This is a genomic window from Clostridioides sp. GD02377 (assembly GCF_045899875.1).
Taxonomy (GTDB): domain Bacteria; phylum Bacillota; class Clostridia; order Peptostreptococcales; family Peptostreptococcaceae; genus Clostridioides; species Clostridioides difficile_A.
In genome coordinates this window covers 81,992-106,748 of the sequence record NZ_JBJODA010000010.1, presented here as the reverse complement: position 1 = coordinate 106,748, position 24,757 = coordinate 81,992, and the positions used below count along the sequence as shown (strand labels likewise).

The window sequence follows — 24,757 nt, the reverse complement described above, 5'->3', positions numbered from 1 at the left end:
TGTAATTTTTCCTCTATTAAATCACATCATTCCTATTTTCATGACACATCTTGAGCTCTTTCTTAATTTTATCACTTACATCTTCAGGGATAAATGATGGTTTACTAATATAATACCCTTGCATATAATCTATTCCAAGATTAATTAATGTTTCCATCTCACTTTTAGTCTCTACACCTTCTGCTATTACTTTAATATCTCTTTCATTAGAATATGAAATAAGGTTTTTTAATATTTTCTGTCTGTCTTCATCTTTATCAATACCTCTTACAATGGACATATCAATCTTTACGTAATTTGGCATTATATATAAAAGTACAGCATCTCCATTGTAACCTGTTCCAAAATCATCCAAAGCAATCTCTATATTCCAATGGCTTATATAAGATTTCTTTTTCTCAATAAAATCTTCATTAATTTTATCATTTTCTGTTATTTCTAATACAACTCTATTTAAATATCTACCATATAAATCTTCAATTTCCTCAAAATCAACTCTTGATAAGTTATTATTTGGAATAGAATTTAAAAACAATTTACAATCTCCAAACTTATCTCTGTATTTTTTAAATGATTTAAGTGCTTTGAACCACGTAATACGCTCAATTTGATACAGTTTAGATTGTGAACGAGCCAATCTAATAACATCTACTGGAGAACTGAAAGTCTTTATTTTAGGTCTCATAAGCGCCTCATATGCAAAGACTTCTCCTTTACAATCTACAATAGCTTGAAATGCATATTCAACAAGTTGTCCATCAATCAATTTATTTAACTCTTCTCTATTACTCAATAAGAATGAATCTTTATTATATACATTAATATCAAACTCACTCACTTCGCCCTTGATTGTATTTTTAATTTGATACATAGCAAAATCTGCATATCTCATTAATTCATCATAATTACATGAATCATAAGGATACCAAGAAACCCCAGCTGATGCCCTTATTTTAAATTCTGTTCCATCATGAAGTTTTAGTAATGTATTGCTCATCTGTATCTTAACAGAATTGATAATATCTCTTATACTCTCTTTACTCTCATATCCATATATAAATACATAAAACTCATCACCTGAAAGCCTAGAAACTATACCATTCCATGATATAAACTTTTTAAGTATACCTGCTGCACATCTAATGTATTCATCACCAGCATCATGTCCATATGTATCATTGATATATTTTAAATTATCTAAGTCCCACATAATAAAGGCTGCTACCTTAAGTTCATCTTTATTTTTAAATTTCTCTTGAATCTGTGAGTAAAATGCTCTTCTATTCAAAAGATTAGTTAAAATATCAAAATCTCTTTCGTATTCTATCTTCCTTTTCTCAATAAATTCTTTGGTTACATCTACAACAACACCAAGAACCTTTAGCTCATCTTCAACAATATTTAGTCTTACCCACTTAGACCTTTTATCTTCAGATTCAAATTTATATATGTACGTATTTTCTGTTTCATAACTTTCCTGTAAATATTCATCTAGCTCTTTTAGTTTTTTAAGAAACTTATCTTTTCTCACATAACCATATTCTTGAAATTCTTTTTCTGTAATAAATACATTAAAAAATTCTTTTGTACAAAAAACGCTCTCTGTATTTTTATACAATTCAAAAGCCCCAATAGGCATATCTACCATCTCAATAATCTGTGATAATTTTGAAGAAGAGTCTGCAACATTTGCACTAAGTATCTCTATAGCCGAAGATAATTCATCTATTTCAGATATATTTATCTTATCAAGATTTACTGGTTTTGATGGGTTACTATTTCTAACTTTTTTAGCTAGAAGAACAATTGGTTTTGTAAATAATCTTGATGCTATATAAATACCTACAAGTCCTATTGCTAAAGAAATTGCAATAGAAATTATAACTAACCTCTCAACTCTTTTTGAAAAAGACAAAAGACTTTTTTCCTCAATAATACCCAAAAGTGCCCAACGTTCATTTTCAAATGGAGTATTAGAGTTGTATAAATCTATATATTGTACACTAGCATAAATATTACCACAACTATAATCATCCTCTTCATTTTTAATCTTATATACATTCTTATAAGATTCTTTCTGTTCTAAATTAGAATGTAAACCATCCCAAAATTTTTCTTTTAGTGAATATCCATTTGAAACTACATTTTCAAATGCCATATCATCATTCCTGTCTACACCTAAAATGTAATTACCTTTTTTGTTACTATGTATCTCTGTATATGGCAGTAATTCACTTAAATAGTTTATACTTAAATCTATTCCAAGCACTCCATATACAGTTCCATCTTCATAAATAAGAGGAACTGAATATGTCATTACCTTATCTCCTGCATTTGTCAATAGAAACTGGCTTCCCCAGTAACCTAAATTAGAACTTGATACATTTGGGTAATCAATCGCTGCTCTAAATGGCTTGTAAAAAAAATTATCTCCCTTTCGTGTATTTTCACTTTTAAATGAAAATTTTGGAGCCCAATAACTATCCATAGATATTCCAAAGTTTCTTGCTATATCTGATGAGCCTCTCTCAATTAACAAATCAGAATTGTCATTTGGGTTAAATTTAGGGTCTAAATCTCTTATGTACAATCCAGTCTTGCTTACTTCACCTTTATTATTCATAGAATCATTTTCAATATTTTTATTACTTAAGATTATAAAAGAACCTGTCACAGAGTTTTTTCTCAAAAGATATATCAAATCACTTGATATATTTTTTATAATCTCTTTGTTAATTTCTTCATTGTCACCTACATCCTTGATTGAAGCATTATTTTCATCCAAGACCTTCTTTACAGATGAATTAATTGCGGATTCCGTTTCACTTGTTTTTGACCATCTTTGCAACATCTCATTTTGTATATAGTTTTTACGATTAATTACTCTTTCATTTAAAATATCAAATGAGTTGTCATTTAACTTCTGAATAGTTCCTCCCCATAAAATTGTGGCACAAAATAAACTTGTTTGAATTAGCATAACAATAATTAGGGGAAATATCATCTTTTTCATTATTGAATTATTTTTTCTTAGATTGTTTTCCATACTTATTCCACCTATACCTTTGTGCATGTCGACACATTAACCGCCAATTCACCTACTCTTTTGTAGCATTTTCAAGCTCAGCCTTAAAATTTTTGAACCAAGTTTCAAAATTCTTGTCATTATTAAATTGTGTTACTGCATCCTTTTTAGAAGTTCCATTTTTTATTAATTCATTTATTTTATTTAAATCTTCTTTAGCTTTATCAAGCATTGAATATTCAAGAACTTGTCTAGCTTTAGTTCCACCATCAAAGGCTTTATTCGTATATAAATTACAACTATTAATTTGTTCAATAGATGAGACTAATGAGCCCTCAACTTTATCTGATACCTTTAAATCATCTTTTTTCATAACTTCTTTTATAACATCTAAATCATTTGTTTTTTTCTTCACTGGTAAGTATCCAGAAGAAATAGAGAATTTTATATTAGGTTCTTTATCTGTAAACCATTTTAAGAATTCTACTGATGCAAATTCTTCTTCTTTAGTGGATTTTGTTACAGCCATTCCTGCACCTTGTTGTACCGCATATTTTTCTTTTCCTTTAAAACGTGGAGCTTGAAAAACAGATGTTTCAATCTTATAACTCTCATTGTCATTTAACATTACTCTATCTGGGAAGTATGCTGCTCCTGAGCTAGAACCCACAAGAGCTAGTATATCTCCTGTTTTTGCATCATCAGAACGAAACTTACCATAAGATGCGAAATACCCATTTATATATGGGACATAGAAATTATCCCATAATTTTCTCATAACTTTTTCATCAATATTTAATGTAACTTTTCCATCTTTAACAGAAAAAAGTTCTACTCCTAATTGTTTACTTCCTATAATAATATAATTTGCTAAAGCATCTCTTCCAAAAAATGCTTTACCATCGTTAGGTTCTTTTGTTAAACTATCTGTCCATTCATAATATTTTTTTGATATTTCTGTTAATCCCTCTATTGTTTTTATATCATCTATATTTGAATTTGTAGCTTTGGCAAATTTATCCCAATCAGTCTTATTTATCATCAAAACCTCAGTCGATTTTGCAATTGGAAAAAGTTTAAATTCATCATTAGAATTTATTCTACCCTCTTCTACATATTCTTCTATATATTCATTTAGTTCCTCTTTACTTATATACTTGTCCATGTCCACTAGTAATCCTAATTTGTCCATTTCATAGGCAGTATCTGAGTATGCTGCAAATATATTTGGTACATCTTCAGAACCAACTTTTTTATTTGCAGAATCTAAAACCTTTTCTGATAAATCAACTACATTGCCTTGACTAAACGCTTCAACAATAATTCCTTTTTCAGCACCTACAGTATCATTAAATTCCTTAACAAGCTTATCAAAAGCCATTTTTTGCTGTCCATTATAATAATGCCAAATTTCTATCGATGTCGGATTCTCTGGATCTAGCTTATAATTATCTTCCTTTTTCAAACTACACCCTGTAAGTAATAAAACAATCATTGATGTGATAATTAATTTCGCAAACTTACGCCTATTCATAAAATCTACTCCTTCAAATTTATAAAATTTATAATAGCATTAAAACTGCAACGTCACTATTTATATTAATTATAGAACGTTTACTGATATATTTAAACAGGATTAACAACATATTTAAAAGCAATTAAGAAACATATAATTACAAATATTGAAAATAAAGCTTTTACATAATTTTTATTTCTAAATGCCCCAAACGATACTAAACCTTGTTGAATAGCTACTGTAATCACTAAAAGTATCATTATTACATTAAGTTGAACTAACTTAAACAAATAAAGTAAAGAAAATATTACTAAAAGGACACATAACACAATACTAGACTTATTGATAATATCATCAATTTTATCTACCTTTTTAGAATTTTTATTAGTTTCCTTTAACTTTTCTTTATTCAAAGTCTCAACTTTTTTATTATACCTTTGTCTCGTTTTATCTTTATACTTTGTGTTTTTATTCTTATTACTCATTTGTTTCCTCACCCTCTATAAAATTTTTTAAATTGAGTTTTTATTGTTTAAACATTATATATTTAAGATACCATATATTCTTCAAAAAAGGTAACTTACTGTTCATCTATTTTTAATTTTAACACAAAAAAACTATCTCTTTTTAGAAATAATTCTATATTGAGATAGTTTGTTTAACTATTTATTTTCACCAACATTTTCTACATTATCATATTTACTATCAACTAAGACTATATCAACTCTCCTATTTTTTGACCTACCATCTTGAGATGAATTTTCTGCTATTGGTCTAAATTCGCCATATCCTACAGCAGACAACTTATCTGGTGCTATACCTGCACTATCAATAAGAAGTTGAACAACATTAGTTGCTCTCATAACTGATAAATCCCAATTCGACTTAAATTCAGAATTTTTTATAGACATATTGTCCGTGTGACCTTCTACTCTTATGTAACTGTTCATTTCATTTAGCATCTTACCTATTTGGATAATCTTATCTCTAGAATTACTCTTTACAATTGCTTTTCCAGTATCAAATAATATAGTATCTTTAAGACTTATTACCAACCCTCTATCTTGAGCTTTTAATGATACTGAATTTGCCATACCATTTTCGTTTAAATACTTTTGAATTTCCTCTCCTACTTTTTTAAACTCAGCATTTTGTAAACTATCTAAATTACTACTACCTGGTTCAACTACTGGTTCCATTTGGCTTTTACCACCTTCAATAACTCCTGAAGAACCACCAAAAGCAGAATTTAGAGATTCAGATAATTGTTTATATTTCTCTGCATCAACATTACTCATAGAATACATTATGACAAAGAAAATCATAAGTAGTGTTATGAGGTCTGAATAAGTTAAAAGCCATCGCTCATTGTTTTCTTCTTTTTCATCTTCATCATGTAACATAAATATTCCATCCTTATTATATTATTCAGTTCTACCATCAGTTTCTTCAAGTTCAATTAATTCTTTTGAATTTAAAAATATTTTTAATTTTTCTGTCATTAAATTAGAATTATCACCCTCAAGTATAGATAATATTGCTTCTATCACCAAAAGTCTTTCATTTATTTCTTGTTGATTTATAGCCTTAAGTTTTGATGCTACTGGTATCCATATTAAATTGGCAGAACCAACACCATACAATGTAGCTAGAAATGCAACAGATATTTGAGGTCCCAGTGCATCTGGATTACTCGAAAGATTACCTAAAATATGTACTAATCCCATAACTGTACCTATTATCCCCAGTGTAGGTGCAAATCCCCCTGCTGAATCAAATATTGATATACCTTCTTTATGTCGTTTTGATGTTACTTGTATCTGCGATTCCAAGATATTTCTTATAGTAGCTGAATCAACTCCATCTACCATAAGTTCAAGCCCCTTTCTAATAAAAGGGTCTAAGTCATCATTCTCGCTTATTTCTTTATCAATGCTAAGAAGCCCCTCTTTTCTAGCTTTAATTGCAATTTCTTTAAAATAGATTATATTTTCTACATTATTAGGTTTTTTATTTTTAAAAGCTAATAACATTATCTTTACTGACTTTTTAAATACAGGGAATGGTGTTGATGCTCCAACGGCACCTATAGTTCCACCAAAAACAACAAGTGCTGATGAAAATACAAATAGTGCTCCAACATGTCCTCCATCAATAACAAAAGCAACCACTAAAGACGCTATTCCCACTATGAAAAAAATTAAAGTTGTCATCTATTTCCTCCTTTCTTTAGTTTTACTTGATAAATTACTTTTATTAATAGACACTACAAAAAGACTACCTTTAACAAGAATAGCCTTTAATAATTGGCGGAGAAGGAGGGATTCGAACCCTCGCACCGGTTACCCAGCCTAATCCCTTAGCAGGGGATCCTCTTGAGCCACTTGAGTACTTCTCCAGATTGTCTGTACTAGTAAATTATATAATAAAATTATATTTTAGTCAATTATTTTGTAAAATTTAAGTTATTTCGAATTATTAAATATCTATTTTTACTTTTTTGCTTAAATGTAAGTTGCAAATATGGGAGAAATATATCCAGAAGATTGTTACAAATTTTTAGATGTCTTAAAATCAAAACTAGAAATTAAAAAAGCTATGTAAATATTTATAAAATTGACTTATATTACTGTTTAGAATTATTGCAAAATCCTGTTTTATCATAATAGAAAAATTTATTTCAGCATGGAGTAAACATTTAATACCATTTCGTTTTAATGCTCTTTAATCTTTATTGATTAAATTCTATAGGATATCAGTACGAATCAAATAGACTGACTTTTTTAAATTTTCATTTAATAAATTAGATTTTATATTTTCTATAAGGGTGAACTCTAAATATATAAAGTTCACCCTCATATTAAATTTTATATTGATGCAATTTTATATTTTTAATACAATCATTTTTAGATTTAGTTATCTTATGTTTTTAATACAATCGTTTTAGATTTGGTTATCCTATATTTTTGATACAACCTTTTTACATTTAACTATTTTATATTTTAATATAATCGTGTTTACATTTAATGTTATTTTTCAAGCTCATCAAAGTAATTATATACAACAACTTTACCTGTTTCTTTATCTGTTGTCTTTATAATTCCTTTCGCTCCATTTACTTCTTCTTTTGTAAATTCATCATCTAACACAACTTTAAATTTATCTTCCTTCCCATATCCTTGTTGGAATTCGTCTCTTAAAATTGCATTTTTTTCTTCTTTTGGCTTCAATTCAAATTCGATTCCAGATTTCATCTCATCGAAATAGTTTAATACTACTACTTCATTATTCACTTTATTAGTAGTCTTTATAATCCCTTTTGCTCCATTCACTTCTTCTTTTGTAAATTCATCATCTAATGTTATGTTGAATTTGTCTTCTTTTCCATACTCCTCTTGAAAATCTCTTTTCATCTCATTGTATTTAGTCTCAAATTCCTTATTATCATTTAATTCCATAGCTGATACATTTGTCAATGATACTCCTATCATCATAATTGTTAATGCTGAGACTACACCAGTTTTAAATTTTTTTACTTTCATATCTTACCTCCTAAATTAAATATTCTCAATGCAATTATATAAAGAAAGTCATAAGTTTTACAGTTTCATTCTTGTAACTAAAATTACTATTATGTAACCAAACTTTTCATTTCAACTATTCCTTAAAAATCACTTTTTTGAGGAATAGTTGAAATGAAATAATAAGATTTTTGTGTTTATTAATAGCCTTAAAATTAGATTAATCAAATATCTTTTTAATAAAATAAAAAGTTTGTATATACTTCAAGCCAACTTATTTACTTAAAATCTTATAATAATCAACTCTAAAATATCTATCTATTCTAGCAACAGTTCATTTATTTTTACTATACAAAATATATCAAACATACTAAGCATAATTTTCTAAATATTCATAAAATACATACCCCATCTTAGTATATATATTTACATTTTCAAAAAAAGTTTTAAATAACGTTATATTTTTTACAACAGTTTTGTAATTAAAAACATATTGAAGCTAAAATTAAATGTACTATATACTATAAATATGTCGACAAAATAAATTAAAAAAGGAGAGATAGAAGTGAAAAAAAATCTATTAATAGTAATATGCTCAGTTATCTTAGTGTTATCAAGTATAATTACTATATTTGCATACTCCAATATCAAGAATAATAAACTAGTTTATTCTAATATGGTAGATAAGAAAATTCAAAATAATGTAAAAGAAGTTTTAGAAGAAAATAAGGTTAGTAAACAAGACATAGATACATTCATTAAAGCGATTAATAATTATAACAAACATCAAGTTAAAATACTCCAAAATAATATAAACATATCTAAATCAGGATATTCTTCAACTGATGAAAAACAAATTCCATACAACCTTGAAAAACTACAAGATAATTGGATGAAAAAATACACTGATTATATGGACGTAAATTGTAGAATAACAGCTTTTAGACTTTTCAAAGATTTTATAAATTCAAATAAGAAATTTACTGGAGACTCTATTGATTTAAATATAGACTTAGATACTATAACGAACAATAAAGATGCTAAATTTAGTCCCAAAGATGTAGAAAAATTTATTAACTTTTTTTCTGCAATACCAACTAAAGACACAGATGACATAAGCAAAAATGCAGAACAAATAAAAAGTGAATGGAAAAAGAGAAAAATATCTTTTAGAGATAATAAAAATATGTCTATTATAAGTGGATTTATTCGCTATCCAGAAACTAAAAATGTATTTATAGGTCATACAGGTATATGTATTAAGACTAGTAATGATATTTTATTTATAGAAAAGTATGGAGTTACAGCTCCTTATCAAGTTACTAAATTTAAAAGTAAAAAAGATGTAAAGAATTATATGTTCAATAGATTGAAAATGTCAGAAGGAGGAGGAGAATTACTTGACCCAATAATAATGGAAAATGATAAACTTATGAAGTAATTGCTTTAAACACAAAATAACATTTCTAATTACTAAATTAACATAAGAACATACAAATAAAATATATTAGTTTTAATTTCCATTATTATTTTAAATTAGTCAAACTTACAAAAGACTGTAGATAAATTTATTTTATACAAACTTATCTACAGTCTTTTATGTGAATATCGCTAAAAAATATTATAGTTATTTATTTCCTCTGCACAATGAGAATCTGACCCTAGAACTAGCGGAATATCATATTCTTTTACTAATTTTAATAAGTATCCATCTATATAAGGTTCTTTACAGTACTCTTTTCTATTACCAGAAACATTGTAGTCAAGCTCATATCCTTTTTCTTTGACTAACTTTATTAAATCTTCAAGAATCTTATTTCCTTCATAATCATATGGGAATACTTGATTAAACTTTCTAACTAAATTTAAATGCCCTATTCTTCTTGGCTTATATATTCCTAAATCCGAATTTACAGCTTTTATCAACGTCTCATAATACTTATTATAAACATCTTCAATACTTCCTAGTTTGTCAATCAAATTTTGAAACTCTTCCACACTATAATCCACACAATAATAACCATCATCAATCTTAATTATATGTACTGATAAAAGAGAATCCTCTAATTCTTCTCCATATTTATCTAAGTTTTGTTTTATTCCTTCTTCATACCCTTCTATAAAATCTACTTCCGACCCTACATTTATCTTAATTTCATCCTTATATTTTTCCTTCAATTTCTTAACATCATTGAGATACTTTGGTAAGTCTTCAATACTCATACAACTATCATTTTCAGGAGCAGGGTCTTTAAATCCATCTGCATATGGAAAATGCTCTGTAAATGTCATTTCTGTTATGCCAACAGCAATTGCTCTTTGTATATATTTTTCAAAATCATCCTTACTTCCATGAGGACAATAAGGCGAATGTATATGACCGTCTTTCATAAATAACTCATCTCCTTTTTAAATAAAAAATTTCTTATAAATAAATTCTTTAAACTCTAAAATAAAATCTTTTAATCATACTAATCTTTATTATATCTAATATCGAAGTAATTTTAAACAGTCTTAAGAGTATCTTAACATTAATATTCGTTTTAAATAGTAATACACAGTATATTAACATTGAACACCCCAATTTTACAGTAAAATTTACTCATTAAGATATATTACAAATTTAACAGAAATTTCAATAATTAAATATCAAAAACGTAAAAATCGCCTATATCAAATATATAAGCGATTAATCATATTTACATATGTTTTTTGGCCTCTAGCAACATCTTATTAGCTTCTTCCATACACTCTATAGCTTTTTCAATACTCTTTGCTGTCTCTTCTTTTCCAATTGCTCTAGCCTTTTCAACCCACTCTCTAAATCCTTCTTCATGAGTTTCATTGTGATTTATCCAATGTACTAAAAGTATTTTTAAAGTTTTTTCATCCTTAGACTCTGATGATTCCTCATGACTATGTTCGTGGTCGTGGTCATGAGCATGGTCATGTGGATGTTCATGACATATATCTCCATGAATATGTTCGTGGCAGTGGTCATGGTCATGATTGCCATGATGATATCTTACAATCTCTCTATCAAAAATCATTAGTTATTCCCCCTGTTATTTTATATTAAATTCTTTCTTTATAAGACTTACAGAATCTTTTACAAGTAGTGCTAATGGTTTACCTTCTAATCCAACTAACTCTATATTTTCAGGCATAATAGGTAACAGTATCTTTAGTGCCTCACTATCTGCAATAGCTTCACTTATATTACAAGTAACTTCTCCCATCATAGAATTAGGTATTATTACAGAAATAGGTGCAACTACTATATTTGCTTTTTTGGCTGACACTACTATAGCATTTTCCCCTGTAGCTCCTTTATTAGCATGAGCTTTCATCATAGAACTAGTTGCTATAGAATTAGTCCCTAGTGCATAAATTTCTACATATGTAGGTAATTCTTCTCTCAGAGAAGAAACTATCTGGGCTCCAATACCTCCACCCATTCCATCTATCACTGCTATTATCATATGAAATTCCCCTATTAATTAATTTTCTTGTATTATTATCTTATGGTCCATCAATCTTATTTCTTTAATTATCCCATCTATTATCTTTTGCTCTCCTAATAAATCAGTTAAATAAATCTTTCCATCACAAGGGTCTATATTAACCACATTTTCCATAACCTTTTCTAACTCATTATTACTTTTACAAATGAAAGCTGATGATTCACACATATAAATCTCCTCCTAATATGATTTTTATTAAAAATCAAAAAAAGATTTCCTTAGGTATTTCAATACACCAAAGAAATCTTCATGATTTCAATTTTCGTATATTATTATACCTTAAGTATAGCACTTTAATTTATATAAAGTCAATTAAAGTTAACGCTTTTTATTGTACTCTTCATTCTTATATTTTTCATATAATTCTTTAGCTAATTGCTTCTCATAATCAGTCAAATCTTCCTCTACAAATTCAACATTAAATTGGTCAGCTAATCCTTTTACTATGTTTTCTTGCAGAGTATCTATGTCTATTTTTTTGCCAAGTTCATTTTCTATTCCACTAGCCTTCTTAGCTGTAAACTTCATAGCCCTTTCCTTGAGTTCTGGTGTTTTAGTTTTTATTAATTTGAATAATTTTTCTACATCGAAATTCAATATTATTGAGCCATGTTGCAATAAAACTCCATCTTTTCTGCTTTGAGCACTTCCAATAACCTTCTTATTATTAATAGTAACTTCATATGATGCATGTGCATTAAAACATGCAGCTGATATATTTTCCCTACTCATTCTCTCGCCTTTATTTAAATTATCAGTTTCTATACCACTCAAATTCAAGCCTTTAACTAGACCTTCACTTATATATCTATAAGATAGATTAATACTCTTATCTATTAAAGGGTTCTCTTCTCCTATAATTATACTATAAGTTAGCTCATTATCATGTAATACAGCCCTTCCCCCTGTAATTCTTCTGGTGTAATCTATATTCATACATCTACACTTATCCAAATCTATCTCATCTTCCAATTTCTGAAAATATCCTATACTTAAACAAGCTGGCTCCCATGTATAAAATCTAAGTGTCGGCTTATTATGTCCTTTCTTATATGCAGTAAATATAGCTTCATCAATTGCCATATTCATTGCACCATCATATGATTTATTATGTATAACTCTCCACTGATTCATGATTATTACGCCTCCATCTTTAGTACAAATATATCCTAGAAATCATTTATAAATTTATTTCTTTTATAGCTAAATCTATCTCACTTTGATTTAAAGGTCTTGAATAGTTGTATATAGTACTTCCTGGTCTTTCATTATAATATGGTCTATTGCAATCCTTACATCCTCTTATTTCAAAAGGATAACCTTTGTTTATGTCTTTTATAATATCATTATCAAGTTTGATATTATCTAAATATCCATTTTTAAATTCAAAACATTCTTTTGAGTAGCCTTTATTTATCATATAAGACATTAATTGTACTCTTCTATAACTTTCTATATTTGGTTGGCTTATTTTTTCCATTTTAGTTCCTCTAACTGGAGTAAATGCAAATAAGCTAATCGTTATGTTATTTTCATTTAAATAATTATATAGATTATATATATCCTCATGACTTTCACCCATACCAACTATTATATGAGTACTTATTTTATTAGGATATGATTTTGACATCTCAGTTATAAACTTTAACTTCTCATCATAATTATTTCCTTTTATTTTTTCATACAATTCTTTATTTGCTGCATCTATTGCTATTCCTATTTTATCTACTCCTGCTGAAAAAAACTTATTTATTTCTTCATCACTCTCTAACTTTGCAGACAATGAAATCGGCATATCTATTTTTTCATTTATATAATTTATAAAATCTAAAACAGACTTATGAGCTTCTTCACTTGCCATTGATTGAATACATATTCTCTTTATATTTTTCTTTTTATAAATTCTTAAAGCATCCAATATTTCTTCTTTAGAAAACTCTGGCCAAACTACTCTTGATAACTTATCTTTTCTAGTGCTACTTTCTATTGATTGAGAACAAAAACTGCATTTGTTTATACATTTTTCTCCAATCATTATATATGCTGTAGTAGGAGGTATATCGCTTTTTTTGTTTAATATCCCAAGTTCTATCGCTGTCCCAGATGATAGTCTAATCATAAAACGCAACACTCCTTACATTCAGTTATTATCATATTCATTTCTATAGCCTTATTCTTAGCAGATTTTGATGGTAATACTATTCTATTAACTCCACACACTATAGATAACTGGTCTAACTCTTTTCTATATGTTCCTCTTGGTCTCATACAACCTAGATTAATTTCAGTATATGGCAAATTAATTCTAGCTTCACATAAGATATCTGCTACTTCTTCTAGCTCAGGAGGCTCTACATTCTCATACTCAGTCCCTTTTGTTGGAATAAGTACTATAAATGTAAGTTTATTAGGAGGATTTTTTTGTAGGTATTCTATAATTTCATATTCGCCCTTTATTTGCCCTCCTTTTAAACCAATACATATATGTGGTGCTACTTCTGTATTTTCTCTTATTGTATTGTAAGCTTCAATGTAGTCTTCTTTACTCTTTTCAATCTTATAAACTTCTCTTATTGTTTCTCTATCAAATACTAAATCAAAAGAAACTACATCTAAATACTTACACAACTCTATAATTCTATCTTTGTCCATAAGCCCTAAATGAGCATTCAATCTATATCCCTGCTCTTTTAAATCTTTAATAGCCTTGATATGAGTATTTATTGGTACATCTCCTTCATAGCTACAACCACCACTTAATAAAAAACTAGTTATATTTCTTGATTGTACTTTTTCTTTATAATCTTCTATTGGCACCATATTGTTTAAGTAGTGACCATTACAATGAGCACACTTTAAGCTACATTTATTACTTGTAGTACTAAGTGCTAATGTCTGATTAGGATAAGCAAAATCTATTTTATTACCAAAATTATTTAGTCTAATATCAAAAGCGATTTTCATTTTTTCAGATAAATTTTTATTCATAATTTATTCCTTTTAAGTTATGTTTTACTCTTCAAGTAATCTTTTTGCTGTTGGGAACTGCTCTATATTTGTATGTGGTAAGAAGCATGCAGATATAAATTCATCCATATAGCTTGGATATACACTAAGTTCAACATAAGTCATCTGATTACCTATTTCTTCAAGCTTATTTTTTGCATCTTTGCTTATAAGAGCTAAGTAGGAACCAACAAGCGAACTATTTCCAATATAAGTGAATTTTTCTCTGTCAATATCAGGAAGTAATCCTATAATTATTGAGTTTTCTATGTCTAAGTTATTTCCTATACCACCTGCTATATAAACTCTATCTAATATGCTAAAGTCCATACCTAAGCTGTCTACAAGAGTATATGCACCTGAATATATAGCTCCTTTAGCTCTTATAAAGTTATCTATATCAACTTCATTTACTACTATATCATTTTCTAAGTCAAATTCTTCTTTAAATGCTAATACATATTCTCCTATCTCATGCTCATTAAATCTAACTCTCTTATTATCTAAATCTCTGTATATCTTACCTCTTCTATCTATTACACCTTTAGTAATCATTTGGCAAATTAAATCAATTATACCAGAACCACATATACCAACTGGAGCACATTCATCAATAATCTTTAGTGTTGGCTCTAGAGTTTCTTTATCAATAGCTACTTTTTCTATTGCTCCTGCTGATGCTCTCATTCCACAGCTTATACCTCCACCCTCAAAGGCAGGTCCTGCTGAACATGCACAACTCATCATATAGTCTTGATTACCAAATACTATCTCTCCATTAGTCCCTAAATCTATAAATAAAACATTTTCTTCACTTGACCATATACCTGCTGATAATACACCTGCTGTTATATCTCCTCCTACATAACTTGCAACAGATGGAGCTAAGTACACATATGCACTATCATTTACGAAAAGACCCACATTTTCACCCATAAGTTTTGGAGATTTTAAAAATGGAGGTATGTAAGGCTCTTGTCTTAAGAAGTCTGTATACACACCTAAGAATAAACTTGTCATGGTTGTATTTCCAGCAGCTACTAATGTAACTACATCCTCTTTATTTATGCCATTTCTTTCGTATATTGTTTTCAATAGAGGATTTATAGTTTCTTCAACTATAGCCTTATTAAGTGTCTCTAACCCATTTTTCTTAGTTGAATATATAATTCTATTTATAACATCTGCCCCATATTTTATCTGTGCATTTCCAGAAGAAGCTTTATCTACTACTTCTTTTGAATATAAGTCAACTAGGCATACAACTACTGAAGTTGTACCAATATCTATTGCAACTCCATACAATGAATTTTCTTTGTTGCCTTCTTCTATATTTATAATTGTAAGCTTCTTTTGTTTTTGGACATAAGTTATTGTAACTTTAAAATCACTCTTTCTAAATATTGTTGGCATCTTTCTAAGTATATCTAGTCTAAAATCGATTTCATTATATCCTAAATTATTTCTAACATATCTCTCTAATCTATCTACATCACTTATATTATCGTCTAAGTTCGGTTCTTCCATTTCTATGTATTTCTTTTTTATATTTGTTTTAAATTGAAGATTATGCTCTTCAATTATCTTTTTAGCTCTTTCAAAAATTTCTCTATCTTCTTTTTTATTACTACCTTCTATCTTCATACCATGCATAGAAGATGATAGTTTAGAAGGAACTTCAATTTCTATATCTGAGACTACTTTTGTACAACAAGCTAATATATAACCTTGCTCCCACTCGTCATCCGTTATATGTCTTGTTTTTTCTGTATCAACTTTCCCATTCAATAATTTTACCTTACATTTACCACAGGATACATTTCCATTACAAGGAGCATCTATAAATACATCTGCATTTCTTGCAACCTCTAATAACACATCCCCCTCATTGCAATAAACTTCTTTATTGTTTGGTGTAAAAGTTACTTTTATCATACTATCCCTCCCAATTTGTTCTATATATTATAAAAGGAAAGTATAGCTAAATTTGCGTGCACTCAAATTTTACTATACTTTCCCCAATTATAATAATATACTAATCTTTAATTATTCTAATCCAGCCTCGTATTCTTTATCACTTAATAACGTATCAAGTTCAGCAACATCAGCTAGTTTTACTTTTAATATCCAGTTTTCATATGGGTCTTCATTTATACATTCTGGCTCATCTTCTAATTTTTCATTAACTTCTAATACCTCACCATTAACAGGAGATATTAAGTCAGAAGCTACTTTAGAAGATTCAACTACTCCAAAATCTACTCCCTTAGTTACAGTATCTTCTACTTCTGGTGTTTCAACAAATAATATTTCTCCTAATTGATCTTGAGCATAATCTGTTATACCTATATATACAACATCTCCATCAATTACTTTCACCCACTCATGATCTTTAGAGTATTTTAATTCTGGTAATAATTTCATTTCGATAGACCCCCAATATTATATTATTGATTAAATTATTTAAATCATATTAATATTATATCACACTATTTTAAATTTTCCATCAATTACATTACACTTTCCATAGCTAATGCTGGATGACCTTTTTCTTCTAAGAAAGCTAATACGCCTTCAGAATCGTCAGCTATAGTTTCATCACAAACCATATCACAGAAGTTTTCTATTCCAGTCATTTCTTTAACTGTAGCATTTAATTTATCAGCTACATAATCTTTTAATTCTTTTGGCATCCAAACTATTCTTTCTGGTCCACCTTCTGCATAAGCAAACTTTTTAGAAGATATGAAATGTCTTCCATGTCCCATGAATCCTGGAGTTTGAACTCCTCCACCTGTCATAGAAGCAAGTTCTCCGAAAGTCATACCAACTGGAGTAACACTTGGGAACTCTCTATTAACTACAACAAATCCATTTGCTTCTGGCATTATACCACAGATACACTCGAAGCATCCACAAGAAGTCATAGGGTCTTCTAATATAGAGTATAATGTAACAGCTTCAACTGCACCTTGAGATATTTGGTTTACAGTTTCATTTACTGAATTCCATACACCTGTTCTATCGTCTAAGCACTCGCCTTTTTCTATTGGTTGACAAGGACCTGTTGGGTCTAGTTCTTTAGTAGCCTTAGCATCTAACCAGCTAACTGCTCCACAAAGACCAAGTCTTTCAGGAGTAACAACACAAACGTGAGCTGGTGCAAATGATTGACATAAGTTACAAGAATAGAAAGTATCAACACTTTCATCAATTAATGAAGCTAATCTTTCATCTCTAGCATTGTACTTAGCTATTGCTTCACCTTTTAATTCAGAAACTTTTTCAGCATCTGTAATTATAGTTATTTCACACTTATCAACTACTGATTCAAATTCATCTAACATTTTAGCATATAAAACTTCTCCTATATGCTCAAGTCTAAATCCTTTATCAAATGCATCTTTAGATATTCTTACCCAAGCCATATCTCTTTGTCCAACGTGCATTACACCTTCTATATAGTTTAAGAAGTAGTGGAAACGTCTCTCAAGAACTGGCTCGAAATCTTCTTGCATGTTTTTACCAGCTATCTTAACTATTACAGCAAGTGGTAATCTCAATACACCATCTGCCTCAACTTCATCTATATTTGGTCCTATTATTTCTATCTTATGGTCTTCAACTTCTGCTGCTTCTTTCTTAACAACAAGTTCCCAAGCTTCAGTTCTATTTCCACCAAACTCAGCAAACATATCGCTCTTTCTAATTCTCTCACCTTCAAATGCTGCTGCAAATGAAACTGGTATAGGTATTTCAGTAACTTTTATTTTTATTCCTCTAGCTTCTAATGAAGTAGCTACTATCTTATCATAATCTTTTTGAGTTAATAAGTTCATTGGAACTTCAAGAACTGTTTGGTCAGTTACAACTGGGAATCCTAAAGCTATTGCTCCAGCACCAGCAGATACAACTAATTCACTTAATGGTCCAAATGCATTAACAAATGCAGGAACTCTATTAGATGTGTACTCTAATAATCCATTTAAATCACCAGGAGTTAATCCACCGAATATTAATGCTGCTCTTACTGCAACAGATACAACGTGTATAACAGAAGTTACATCGTATCCTAGAGGTATAACTCTTAGTTCAAGACCCATTTTTACTCCAGCTTCTATAGCTTGGTCTATAACTTTACCAACTAAGAAAGTTAATAAACCTTTAGATTGGTAATCTTTTATAACTTTTGCTGCTGATTCAGCATCAGGACATTCACCAAGAACAACTGCAACACCAGGTATATCTCCTGTAACTAGTGGTACACCAAGTGATCTGATTATAGGGTCAGTTATATGACCTGCACATGGCTCACTATATGGAGCATCCATAGTTGAGTATTTTAATGCTTCAATTACTTCTGCGGCTAAAGTTGTAGCTAAACCAGCATTAAAAGCATGTTCTAATAAATGAGTTCTGTTTATTAAAGATTTTACTACTTCTAAAGCAGCTTCTAAATCCCCTAAAGTGTTCATTTTTTGTCCTGTTGCAGCATATATACAAGGTAATGAATATGCTGTATCAGGGAAAGCAACTTTATGTTCTTTTCCGTTTTTTTCTATAGCTTCAGCTAGCATAGCTTGAGCTGCACCTAAAGCTTGTTCTGACCCTGTAAAGATTATATTATATAGATTCATTCTATTTCCCCCTTTAATATTTACACCTATTTTTTATTAACTATACCCTAAAAACCCTAGAAAGCAAATCCACCTTCATTTAACTCTAAGAAAGAGTCTGCATATAAAGATGCCCCATTGATTATGTCACAAGATTTTACAGTTTTCATTAATTCTGGGTCACATGGATTCATTATAGCTGAACTAAATCCATTAGCCATTGCCATTGCTAAGAATGCACTATCTAAAACAGGTCTAACATGTTTAGGACATCCATTAGATACGTTAGATAATCCTCCTGTAGTTAAAAGTCCCATTTCAGTCATCATTTTTATAGCTTCTAAAACTTCTACTTGTTTTTCTTGCATACCTTTTATAACTAAGCATAATGGGTCGAATAATATATCAGTTGGTTCCATTCCTAACATTAAGCCTTTTTCTAATATTTCTTGGCAGTAAGCCATACGCTCATCATTATCTCTTGGGATACCTTCTTTTGCACATAAACCTATAACCATTGATTCATATTCAGCTGCTATATCTATTAAATCAAATCTTGAACCAGCATCAGCAGAGTTTATTATTGGTTTTGCATTAGTTCTATCATAAACTTTAAGTCCAGCTTCGATAGCTTTTTTATTAGCTGTATCTAGTGCTATAGGAACATTGTTGAACTCAGATTGAAGTAATTTGATTCCCCATGTCATTATTTCTTCGCCATCTCTTTCAGCAGGTCCTATGTTGAAATCTATATAATGTGCTCCTGCTTCTAATTGTTCTTTTGCTCTTTTTAATATTGGAGCTGGATCTCTTTCTGCTAATGCCTTTCTTATTGAAGGTGAGATACAGTGTATTCTTTCACCTATAATCATAAATTTTTCCATTTATAATGTCCCCCTTTAAATTTAATATTAATAGTTAGTTAATATTTTATTAGTTTGTTTGGCATGCTTTTTCTTGGTATCCTTTTAAGAACTTAGGTAATTCCATAGATTCTTCTGGTCCTATAACTACACTCCATCCTGGTAAGTTGTCTTCTATATCACCTTTAAGTACTGCAACTTTTCCTGGAATGATAAGGTCTTTACAATTAGTTACTTCTTCTACTTTACTTTCTTTAATGAAAGCAGAGATTGAATTTCCACCAAATTTACCAGCAGCCCAAGATGTAAGAACTGAATATCCACCTGCATCTGGTATTACTAACCATACTGGAACTTTTGATCTTTCTATGTCTCCAGCAACTATGAAGTAAGTTAATGCAAAGTCAACAGTAACTAATACTGGAGAATTTTCATCTGGGTTATTGATTGGGTAAATCTTTGGTTCAACTCTCATTGGTCTTTGTGGGTCAGTGTATATATTTTGTCTTAGTGCAAATAATGGTAACGCCTTAGCGTAACTGATATCATCTATTACTATTATAGAACCGTATTTTATAGTAAATATTGATGATAAGGCAATTTCCATCATAGGGTTAGAATTAGATAATCTATTTGCAAATACTATTGAAGGATATCCAAATGTTCTATCTTGCTCTTTTAAAGCTATTCTTCTAACTTGTATAGCATTAGTGTAAGTATCTTTTATGTTTTCTCCAGTTACATCTAATACTAATTCTTTATATCCAGCAGCTTGAACTAATTCAACTGTTTCATATAATTCTTCTAGGCTACCAGCTTTTACACCTAATGGTAAACTTGCTCCTTTAACTACTTCTATCATATCTTTGTAGTTCTCTTTAGTTGCCCCATATACCATTGGTCTAGCATCTTTTAATACTTCAGCAGCTTCTTTAACTACTTGCGCATCATCACAAGCTAAAATGTAAGCTACTTCTAATCCACTGCCTTTTATCTTATCTATTAATTTTAAGTATGCATCTTTATCTCCACAGTACTCTAAAACAACCATTTCAACTTTCATTTGTTCACCAATTCTTACATAGTCAACTTTTTTCATGTTAGCTATTTTAGAATCTACTGCCTCATCACTCATACAAGTACAGAATGAAACTGCATATCTATTTCTACTTACTAATGTTTTTTCATGTCTAAATAATACTGTTTCTCCACCTAGTTCATATTCAGATGCACCAGTACCAACTTTTAAAGCTTTCATTAAAGGTGCTGTAGCTTCTGATAATTTCGCTATAGCGTCATCAGACATGTGTGGGCATTTACCTACTTCTACAGCTCCTGAAGCAACCTTCATAGAGAAAGCCATACAAGTTGGGAATCCACAATCCTTACAGTTTTTCTTTGGTGTTAATTTAAATATATCTAAAGCTTTTAATGCCATTATTTTTTCCCCCTAACCTTAACAATTTAATTAAGCTAATGCGTTAACCAATTCTTTTATAGTTTCTATTGATTTTGGATGACGAAGTATAACTGCGTTTGAACCACCTACTAAAACACTTGCTGCAGTTGAAACTTCCATTGCTATAGTTCTTTCTTCTGGACAACCCCAATCTGGCTCATCTTCTATTGGAGCTATAGCTTCTTTAACATGACCTACTTCAAAAGCTACTGGTGTTATGATAGGCATTTGTAATGTCTTATCATTTTGACCAAATGCTGCAAGTCTAATTCTATCCATAGTAGATGCAACATACTCATATCCATAACCAACTGCTGAACATCCAACATTCATAACTATATTTTCACCTTTAACGCCTAATTGAGTTAACAGTACGTTTAATTGTTTAGCTAGGTTTATATCAACAGAAGATTCAGCTCCAACTTTGTGTGCATAAGCCATACCAGCTGATGCTCCTACTCCTTTGTAGTTATCTTCTACTGCTGACATAAATAAGCAGTTATGCCCATCTAATGTTTGAGCTAATTTTTCAAACAATTTACCATCTTTTTCATGATTTCCTGAACCTGCTACAACTAAAGGTAATTCTATTGCTTCAATTACTGCTTTAGCTACATCAGCACATTCATCAACTGACTTATCTAATCCATTTGGGTCAGAACCATCAAATTTTAAGCAAATAAAGTCTGCTTGTGTATTAGCTTCAACATATTTAGCCCATTCTACTGGACACTTAGCTACATCTTTGTATAACTCTTTATATGAATCAGTCCAGCTTTCAGGATAAACGTCTGATATTTCTATACCTATTTTTGGAGAATGCCCTACTTCTCCATCAAAACTATAAAAAGGTAATACATTTTCCCCACCTAATTTAATTGCCTTTTCCCCTATTCCTACTTCAACTTCTGATATTTTTCCAGAATATTTTTGAGTAGACATTTTAAATGCCATATTTTTTTCCCCCTTAAACCTATTTTAATTCTAATTTAGCAAAAATCTCTTTCATAGCCACTTTAGATTTTGAATCTTCAGGTAAATTAACTAAAGGAATACCTGTAGAATCATATTCATATATCAATTCATCCATAGGTACAACACCGATTAACTCTAGGTTATGTTTTTCAATTTCTTCTTTAACACCATCATTCATAACCCCATTTGGAACTTTATTTACAATTAGAAGTATTCTTCCAACATTTAACTTTAGTTCCTCAGCTAAATCTCTTATTCTAGCAACAGCTTGTATGCTACGTCTTGAGCAATCACTAACCAATAAAAGTGTATCAACATGTCTAGTGACTTTTCTACTTAGATGTTCCATACCAGCTTCGTTGTCCATGACTAAGTATTTGTAATGACCAGATATTTTATTTACTTGTTCTCTAAGTATTCCATTTACAAAACAGTAACATCCTTCACCTTCTGATCTACCCATTACTAATAAGTCATATCCTTCACCTTCTTCAATTATAGAGTTCAATCTAAATTGTAGATATTGTGCTTTTGTCATACCACCAGGGAATGCATTGCCTAACTTTTCTCTTTGATTTACTTCTTCTCTTATTTCTCCTATCGTTGCTTCAACTTCGATACCTAATACTTCATTTATGTTAGCATTAGCATCAGCATCTACAACTAATACTGGTCCCTTATTGTCCTTAACCAAATAATCAATCAAAAGCCCTGTGAGACTTGTTTTACCAGTTCCACCTTTTCCTGCAACAGCTATATTGTATCCCATTTTAAGACTTCCCCCTTAAATCAGCCACAGAGCCTTATGTACTCTGTTTACGTATTATAATTTAGGTACAGAATGAACACATTCACCATGTACATCATGAAGAGCTTCCATTAGTCCTTCTGATAAACTTGGATGTGGATGTATTGCATCCCCTACTTGTTCTACTGTTAATCCTAGATGAACAGCTAGTGACAACTCAGTTAATAAATCTGTAGCATGAGGCCCTACTACTGCTGCACCTATTATTTTATCTGTTTCTTTATCAGCTATAATCTTTACAAATCCTTGGAAATGTCCTATAGCTTGTGCTTTTCCAAGACCTCTAAAGTCAAATTGACCTACATTGTATTCTACACCTTCAGCTTCAAGTTGCTTTTCAGTTTTACCAACACCAGCAACTTCAGGCTCTGTATAAACACATCTTGGAATTGCTCTATAATCTACTACCTTAGTCTTACCTAAAGCATTTTCAACTGCTACGATACCTTCCTTAGAAGCAACATGTGCTAAGAAAGGAGTATCTATTATATCACCTATTGCGTATATACCTTCTACATTAGTTTCAAGATGCTCATTAACTACTACTTTTCCTCTTTCCATTTCAATTCCTATATCTTCTACTCCAGAATTATCAAGGTTAGGTCTTCTACCAACACATACTAGTGCATATTGTGCTTCTATAACCTTTCCATTAGAAAGAGTTGCAACAGCTTTGCCATCAACTACTTCACAAGTTTGTACTCCAATACCTGTGATAACTTTAATTTTATCTTTCTTAAATTGTCTAAGCAGTTGTTTAGCTACATCTTTATCTTCATTTAATAGTATTTGGTCAACCATCTCAACTATAGTTACTTCTGTTCCTAAGGCTCTAAAGAACTGCCCTATTTCACATCCTATAACTCCACCACCTACTATTAACATAGATTCAGGTATCTCTTCAAGTCCAAGAACTTCATCACTAGTTATTACTATTTTTCCATCATATGGGAACATTCTTGGTACAACTGGAACAGAACCATTTGCTAGTATTATCTTGTCAGCTTTTATAGTCTCTACTGTTCCATCTTCTTTTGTTACCTCTATAGTATTCTTATCAATTAATTTTCCAAAACCATTAACTAGTTTTACTCCTCTTTTTTCAAATAGGAATTCTATACCACTTATTAATTGATTTACAACTTTATTTTTTCTTTCCATTATGGCAGTGAAGTTTGGTGTAACTGTTCCATCTATTTCTATACCAAAATCTTTTGCTTCTCTTACAGTGTTTAATACTCCAGAAGAAGCAAGAAGTGCTTTAGTTGGTATACATCCTGCATTTAAACAAGTTCCTCCAACTCTTCTTTTTTCAATAACTGTTACCTCTGCACCAAGCATAGAAGCTTTTATAGCTGCTACATATCCACCTGGTCCACCACCTACTACTACTATCTTCATCCTTAATTCCCCCAAACCTTATATAATCTATAATATTACAATA

The 24,757-nt window shown here is 29.9% G+C and carries 22 protein-coding genes and 1 tRNA gene; 1 reads left to right on the top strand and 22 read right to left on the bottom strand.

Annotation, left to right across the window (positions count from 1 at the left end; all coding sequences use genetic code 11):
• Positions 1 to 16: 16 nt before the first annotated feature.
• The 7 genes from Q3304_RS10590 to Q3304_RS10560 form a co-directional block, all read right to left on the bottom strand.
• Positions 17 to 3,046 carry an EAL domain-containing protein gene (locus Q3304_RS10590; RefSeq protein ID WP_407813844.1) on the bottom strand — a complete coding sequence of 1,010 codons (3,030 nt, stop codon included), beginning with the start codon at positions 3,044 to 3,046 and terminating at the stop codon, positions 17 to 19.
• Positions 3,047 to 3,098: 52 nt separating this feature from the next.
• Positions 3,099 to 4,559, bottom strand: coding sequence for an extracellular solute-binding protein (locus Q3304_RS10585; RefSeq protein ID WP_243193903.1), 1,461 nt, complete (start codon positions 4,557 to 4,559; stop codon positions 3,099 to 3,101).
• A gap of 92 nt (positions 4,560 to 4,651) precedes the next feature.
• Positions 4,652 to 5,026 carry a hypothetical protein gene (locus Q3304_RS10580; protein ID WP_054276063.1) on the bottom strand — a complete coding sequence of 125 codons (375 nt, stop codon included), beginning with the start codon at positions 5,024 to 5,026 and terminating at the stop codon, positions 4,652 to 4,654.
• Positions 5,027 to 5,203: 177 nt separating this feature from the next.
• Complete coding sequence (locus tag Q3304_RS10575; RefSeq protein WP_054269271.1) at positions 5,204 to 5,944, bottom strand: flagellar motor protein MotB; 741 nt, start codon at positions 5,942 to 5,944, stop codon at positions 5,204 to 5,206.
• Between the two features lie 21 nt (positions 5,945 to 5,965).
• A complete protein-coding gene (locus Q3304_RS10570) occupies positions 5,966 to 6,754 on the bottom strand; it encodes a motility protein A (RefSeq protein WP_074179183.1) in 789 nt (262 codons plus the stop codon).
• A 94-nt stretch (positions 6,755 to 6,848) separates the two neighbouring features.
• A tRNA-Ser gene (locus Q3304_RS10565) sits at positions 6,849 to 6,939 on the bottom strand.
• Between the two features lie 631 nt (positions 6,940 to 7,570).
• Entirely contained in the window at positions 7,571 to 8,083 is a 513-nt protein-coding gene (locus Q3304_RS10560; RefSeq protein WP_054269265.1) for a hypothetical protein, read from the bottom strand.
• Between the two features lie 544 nt (positions 8,084 to 8,627).
• On the opposite strand from Q3304_RS10560, the gene Q3304_RS10555 reads away from it, so the two are divergent.
• A complete protein-coding gene (locus Q3304_RS10555; protein ID WP_407813843.1) occupies positions 8,628 to 9,503 on the top strand; it encodes a DUF4300 family protein in 876 nt (291 codons plus the stop codon).
• 170 nt (positions 9,504 to 9,673) lie between these two features.
• On the opposite strand, the gene hisJ is transcribed toward Q3304_RS10555, so the two are convergent.
• The 15 genes from hisJ to lpdA all read right to left on the bottom strand — a co-directional run bounded on the left by hisJ (position 9,674) and on the right by lpdA (position 24,714).
• Positions 9,674 to 10,453, bottom strand: a complete 780-nt coding sequence (hisJ, locus tag Q3304_RS10550; RefSeq protein WP_219673877.1) for a histidinol-phosphatase HisJ — start codon at positions 10,451 to 10,453, stop codon at positions 9,674 to 9,676.
• 308 nt (positions 10,454 to 10,761) lie between these two features.
• Complete coding sequence (locus Q3304_RS10545; RefSeq protein WP_054269262.1) at positions 10,762 to 11,112, bottom strand: hypothetical protein; 351 nt, start codon at positions 11,110 to 11,112, stop codon at positions 10,762 to 10,764.
• A gap of 15 nt (positions 11,113 to 11,127) precedes the next feature.
• A complete protein-coding gene (locus Q3304_RS10540) occupies positions 11,128 to 11,544 on the bottom strand; it encodes a DUF3842 family protein (protein WP_054269261.1) in 417 nt (138 codons plus the stop codon).
• A gap of 18 nt (positions 11,545 to 11,562) precedes the next feature.
• Complete coding sequence (locus Q3304_RS10535) at positions 11,563 to 11,754, bottom strand: CooT family nickel-binding protein (protein WP_003418375.1); 192 nt, start codon at positions 11,752 to 11,754, stop codon at positions 11,563 to 11,565.
• 150 nt (positions 11,755 to 11,904) lie between these two features.
• Positions 11,905 to 12,720: a biotin/lipoate A/B protein ligase family protein gene (locus tag Q3304_RS10530; RefSeq protein ID WP_407813842.1), complete on the bottom strand. Its 816-nt coding sequence runs from the start codon at positions 12,718 to 12,720 to the stop codon at positions 11,905 to 11,907.
• 46 nt (positions 12,721 to 12,766) lie between these two features.
• On the bottom strand, positions 12,767 to 13,705 hold the full coding sequence (locus Q3304_RS10525; protein ID WP_054276057.1) for a radical SAM protein: 939 nt from the start codon (positions 13,703 to 13,705) through the stop codon (positions 12,767 to 12,769).
• A complete protein-coding gene (locus Q3304_RS10520) occupies positions 13,702 to 14,574 on the bottom strand; it encodes a radical SAM protein (RefSeq protein ID WP_407813841.1) in 873 nt (290 codons plus the stop codon). Before Q3304_RS10520 ends, Q3304_RS10525 begins: the two co-directional genes overlap by 4 nt.
• A gap of 24 nt (positions 14,575 to 14,598) precedes the next feature.
• Positions 14,599 to 16,527 carry a corrinoid activation/regeneration protein AcsV gene (gene acsV, locus Q3304_RS10515; RefSeq protein ID WP_054269257.1) on the bottom strand — a complete coding sequence of 643 codons (1,929 nt, stop codon included), beginning with the start codon at positions 16,525 to 16,527 and terminating at the stop codon, positions 14,599 to 14,601.
• 111 nt (positions 16,528 to 16,638) lie between these two features.
• Complete coding sequence (gene gcvH, locus Q3304_RS10510; RefSeq protein ID WP_003418363.1) at positions 16,639 to 17,016, bottom strand: glycine cleavage system protein GcvH; 378 nt, start codon at positions 17,014 to 17,016, stop codon at positions 16,639 to 16,641.
• 86 nt (positions 17,017 to 17,102) lie between these two features.
• Positions 17,103 to 19,229 carry an acetyl-CoA decarbonylase/synthase complex subunit alpha/beta gene (gene acsB, locus Q3304_RS10505; RefSeq protein WP_407813840.1) on the bottom strand — a complete coding sequence of 709 codons (2,127 nt, stop codon included), beginning with the start codon at positions 19,227 to 19,229 and terminating at the stop codon, positions 17,103 to 17,105.
• 56 nt (positions 19,230 to 19,285) lie between these two features.
• The gene (acsE, locus tag Q3304_RS10500) at positions 19,286 to 20,092 is read right to left on the bottom strand and encodes a carbon monoxide dehydrogenase/acetyl-CoA synthase methytransferase subunit (RefSeq protein ID WP_021383485.1); all 807 of its coding nucleotides are present in this window, start codon (positions 20,090 to 20,092) and stop codon (positions 19,286 to 19,288) included.
• A gap of 49 nt (positions 20,093 to 20,141) precedes the next feature.
• Positions 20,142 to 21,509, bottom strand: a complete 1,368-nt coding sequence (gene acsC / locus Q3304_RS10495) for an acetyl-CoA decarbonylase/synthase complex subunit gamma (protein WP_054269255.1) — start codon at positions 21,507 to 21,509, stop codon at positions 20,142 to 20,144.
• A gap of 30 nt (positions 21,510 to 21,539) precedes the next feature.
• Complete coding sequence (gene acsD, locus Q3304_RS10490) at positions 21,540 to 22,484, bottom strand: acetyl-CoA decarbonylase/synthase complex subunit delta (RefSeq protein ID WP_054269254.1); 945 nt, start codon at positions 22,482 to 22,484, stop codon at positions 21,540 to 21,542.
• 19 nt (positions 22,485 to 22,503) lie between these two features.
• Positions 22,504 to 23,274: a carbon monoxide dehydrogenase accessory protein CooC gene (locus tag Q3304_RS10485; RefSeq protein WP_021383511.1), complete on the bottom strand. Its 771-nt coding sequence runs from the start codon at positions 23,272 to 23,274 to the stop codon at positions 22,504 to 22,506.
• Between the two features lie 54 nt (positions 23,275 to 23,328).
• A complete protein-coding gene (lpdA, locus tag Q3304_RS10480; RefSeq protein ID WP_021383534.1) occupies positions 23,329 to 24,714 on the bottom strand; it encodes a dihydrolipoyl dehydrogenase in 1,386 nt (461 codons plus the stop codon).
• Positions 24,715 to 24,757: the final 43 nt, after the last annotated feature.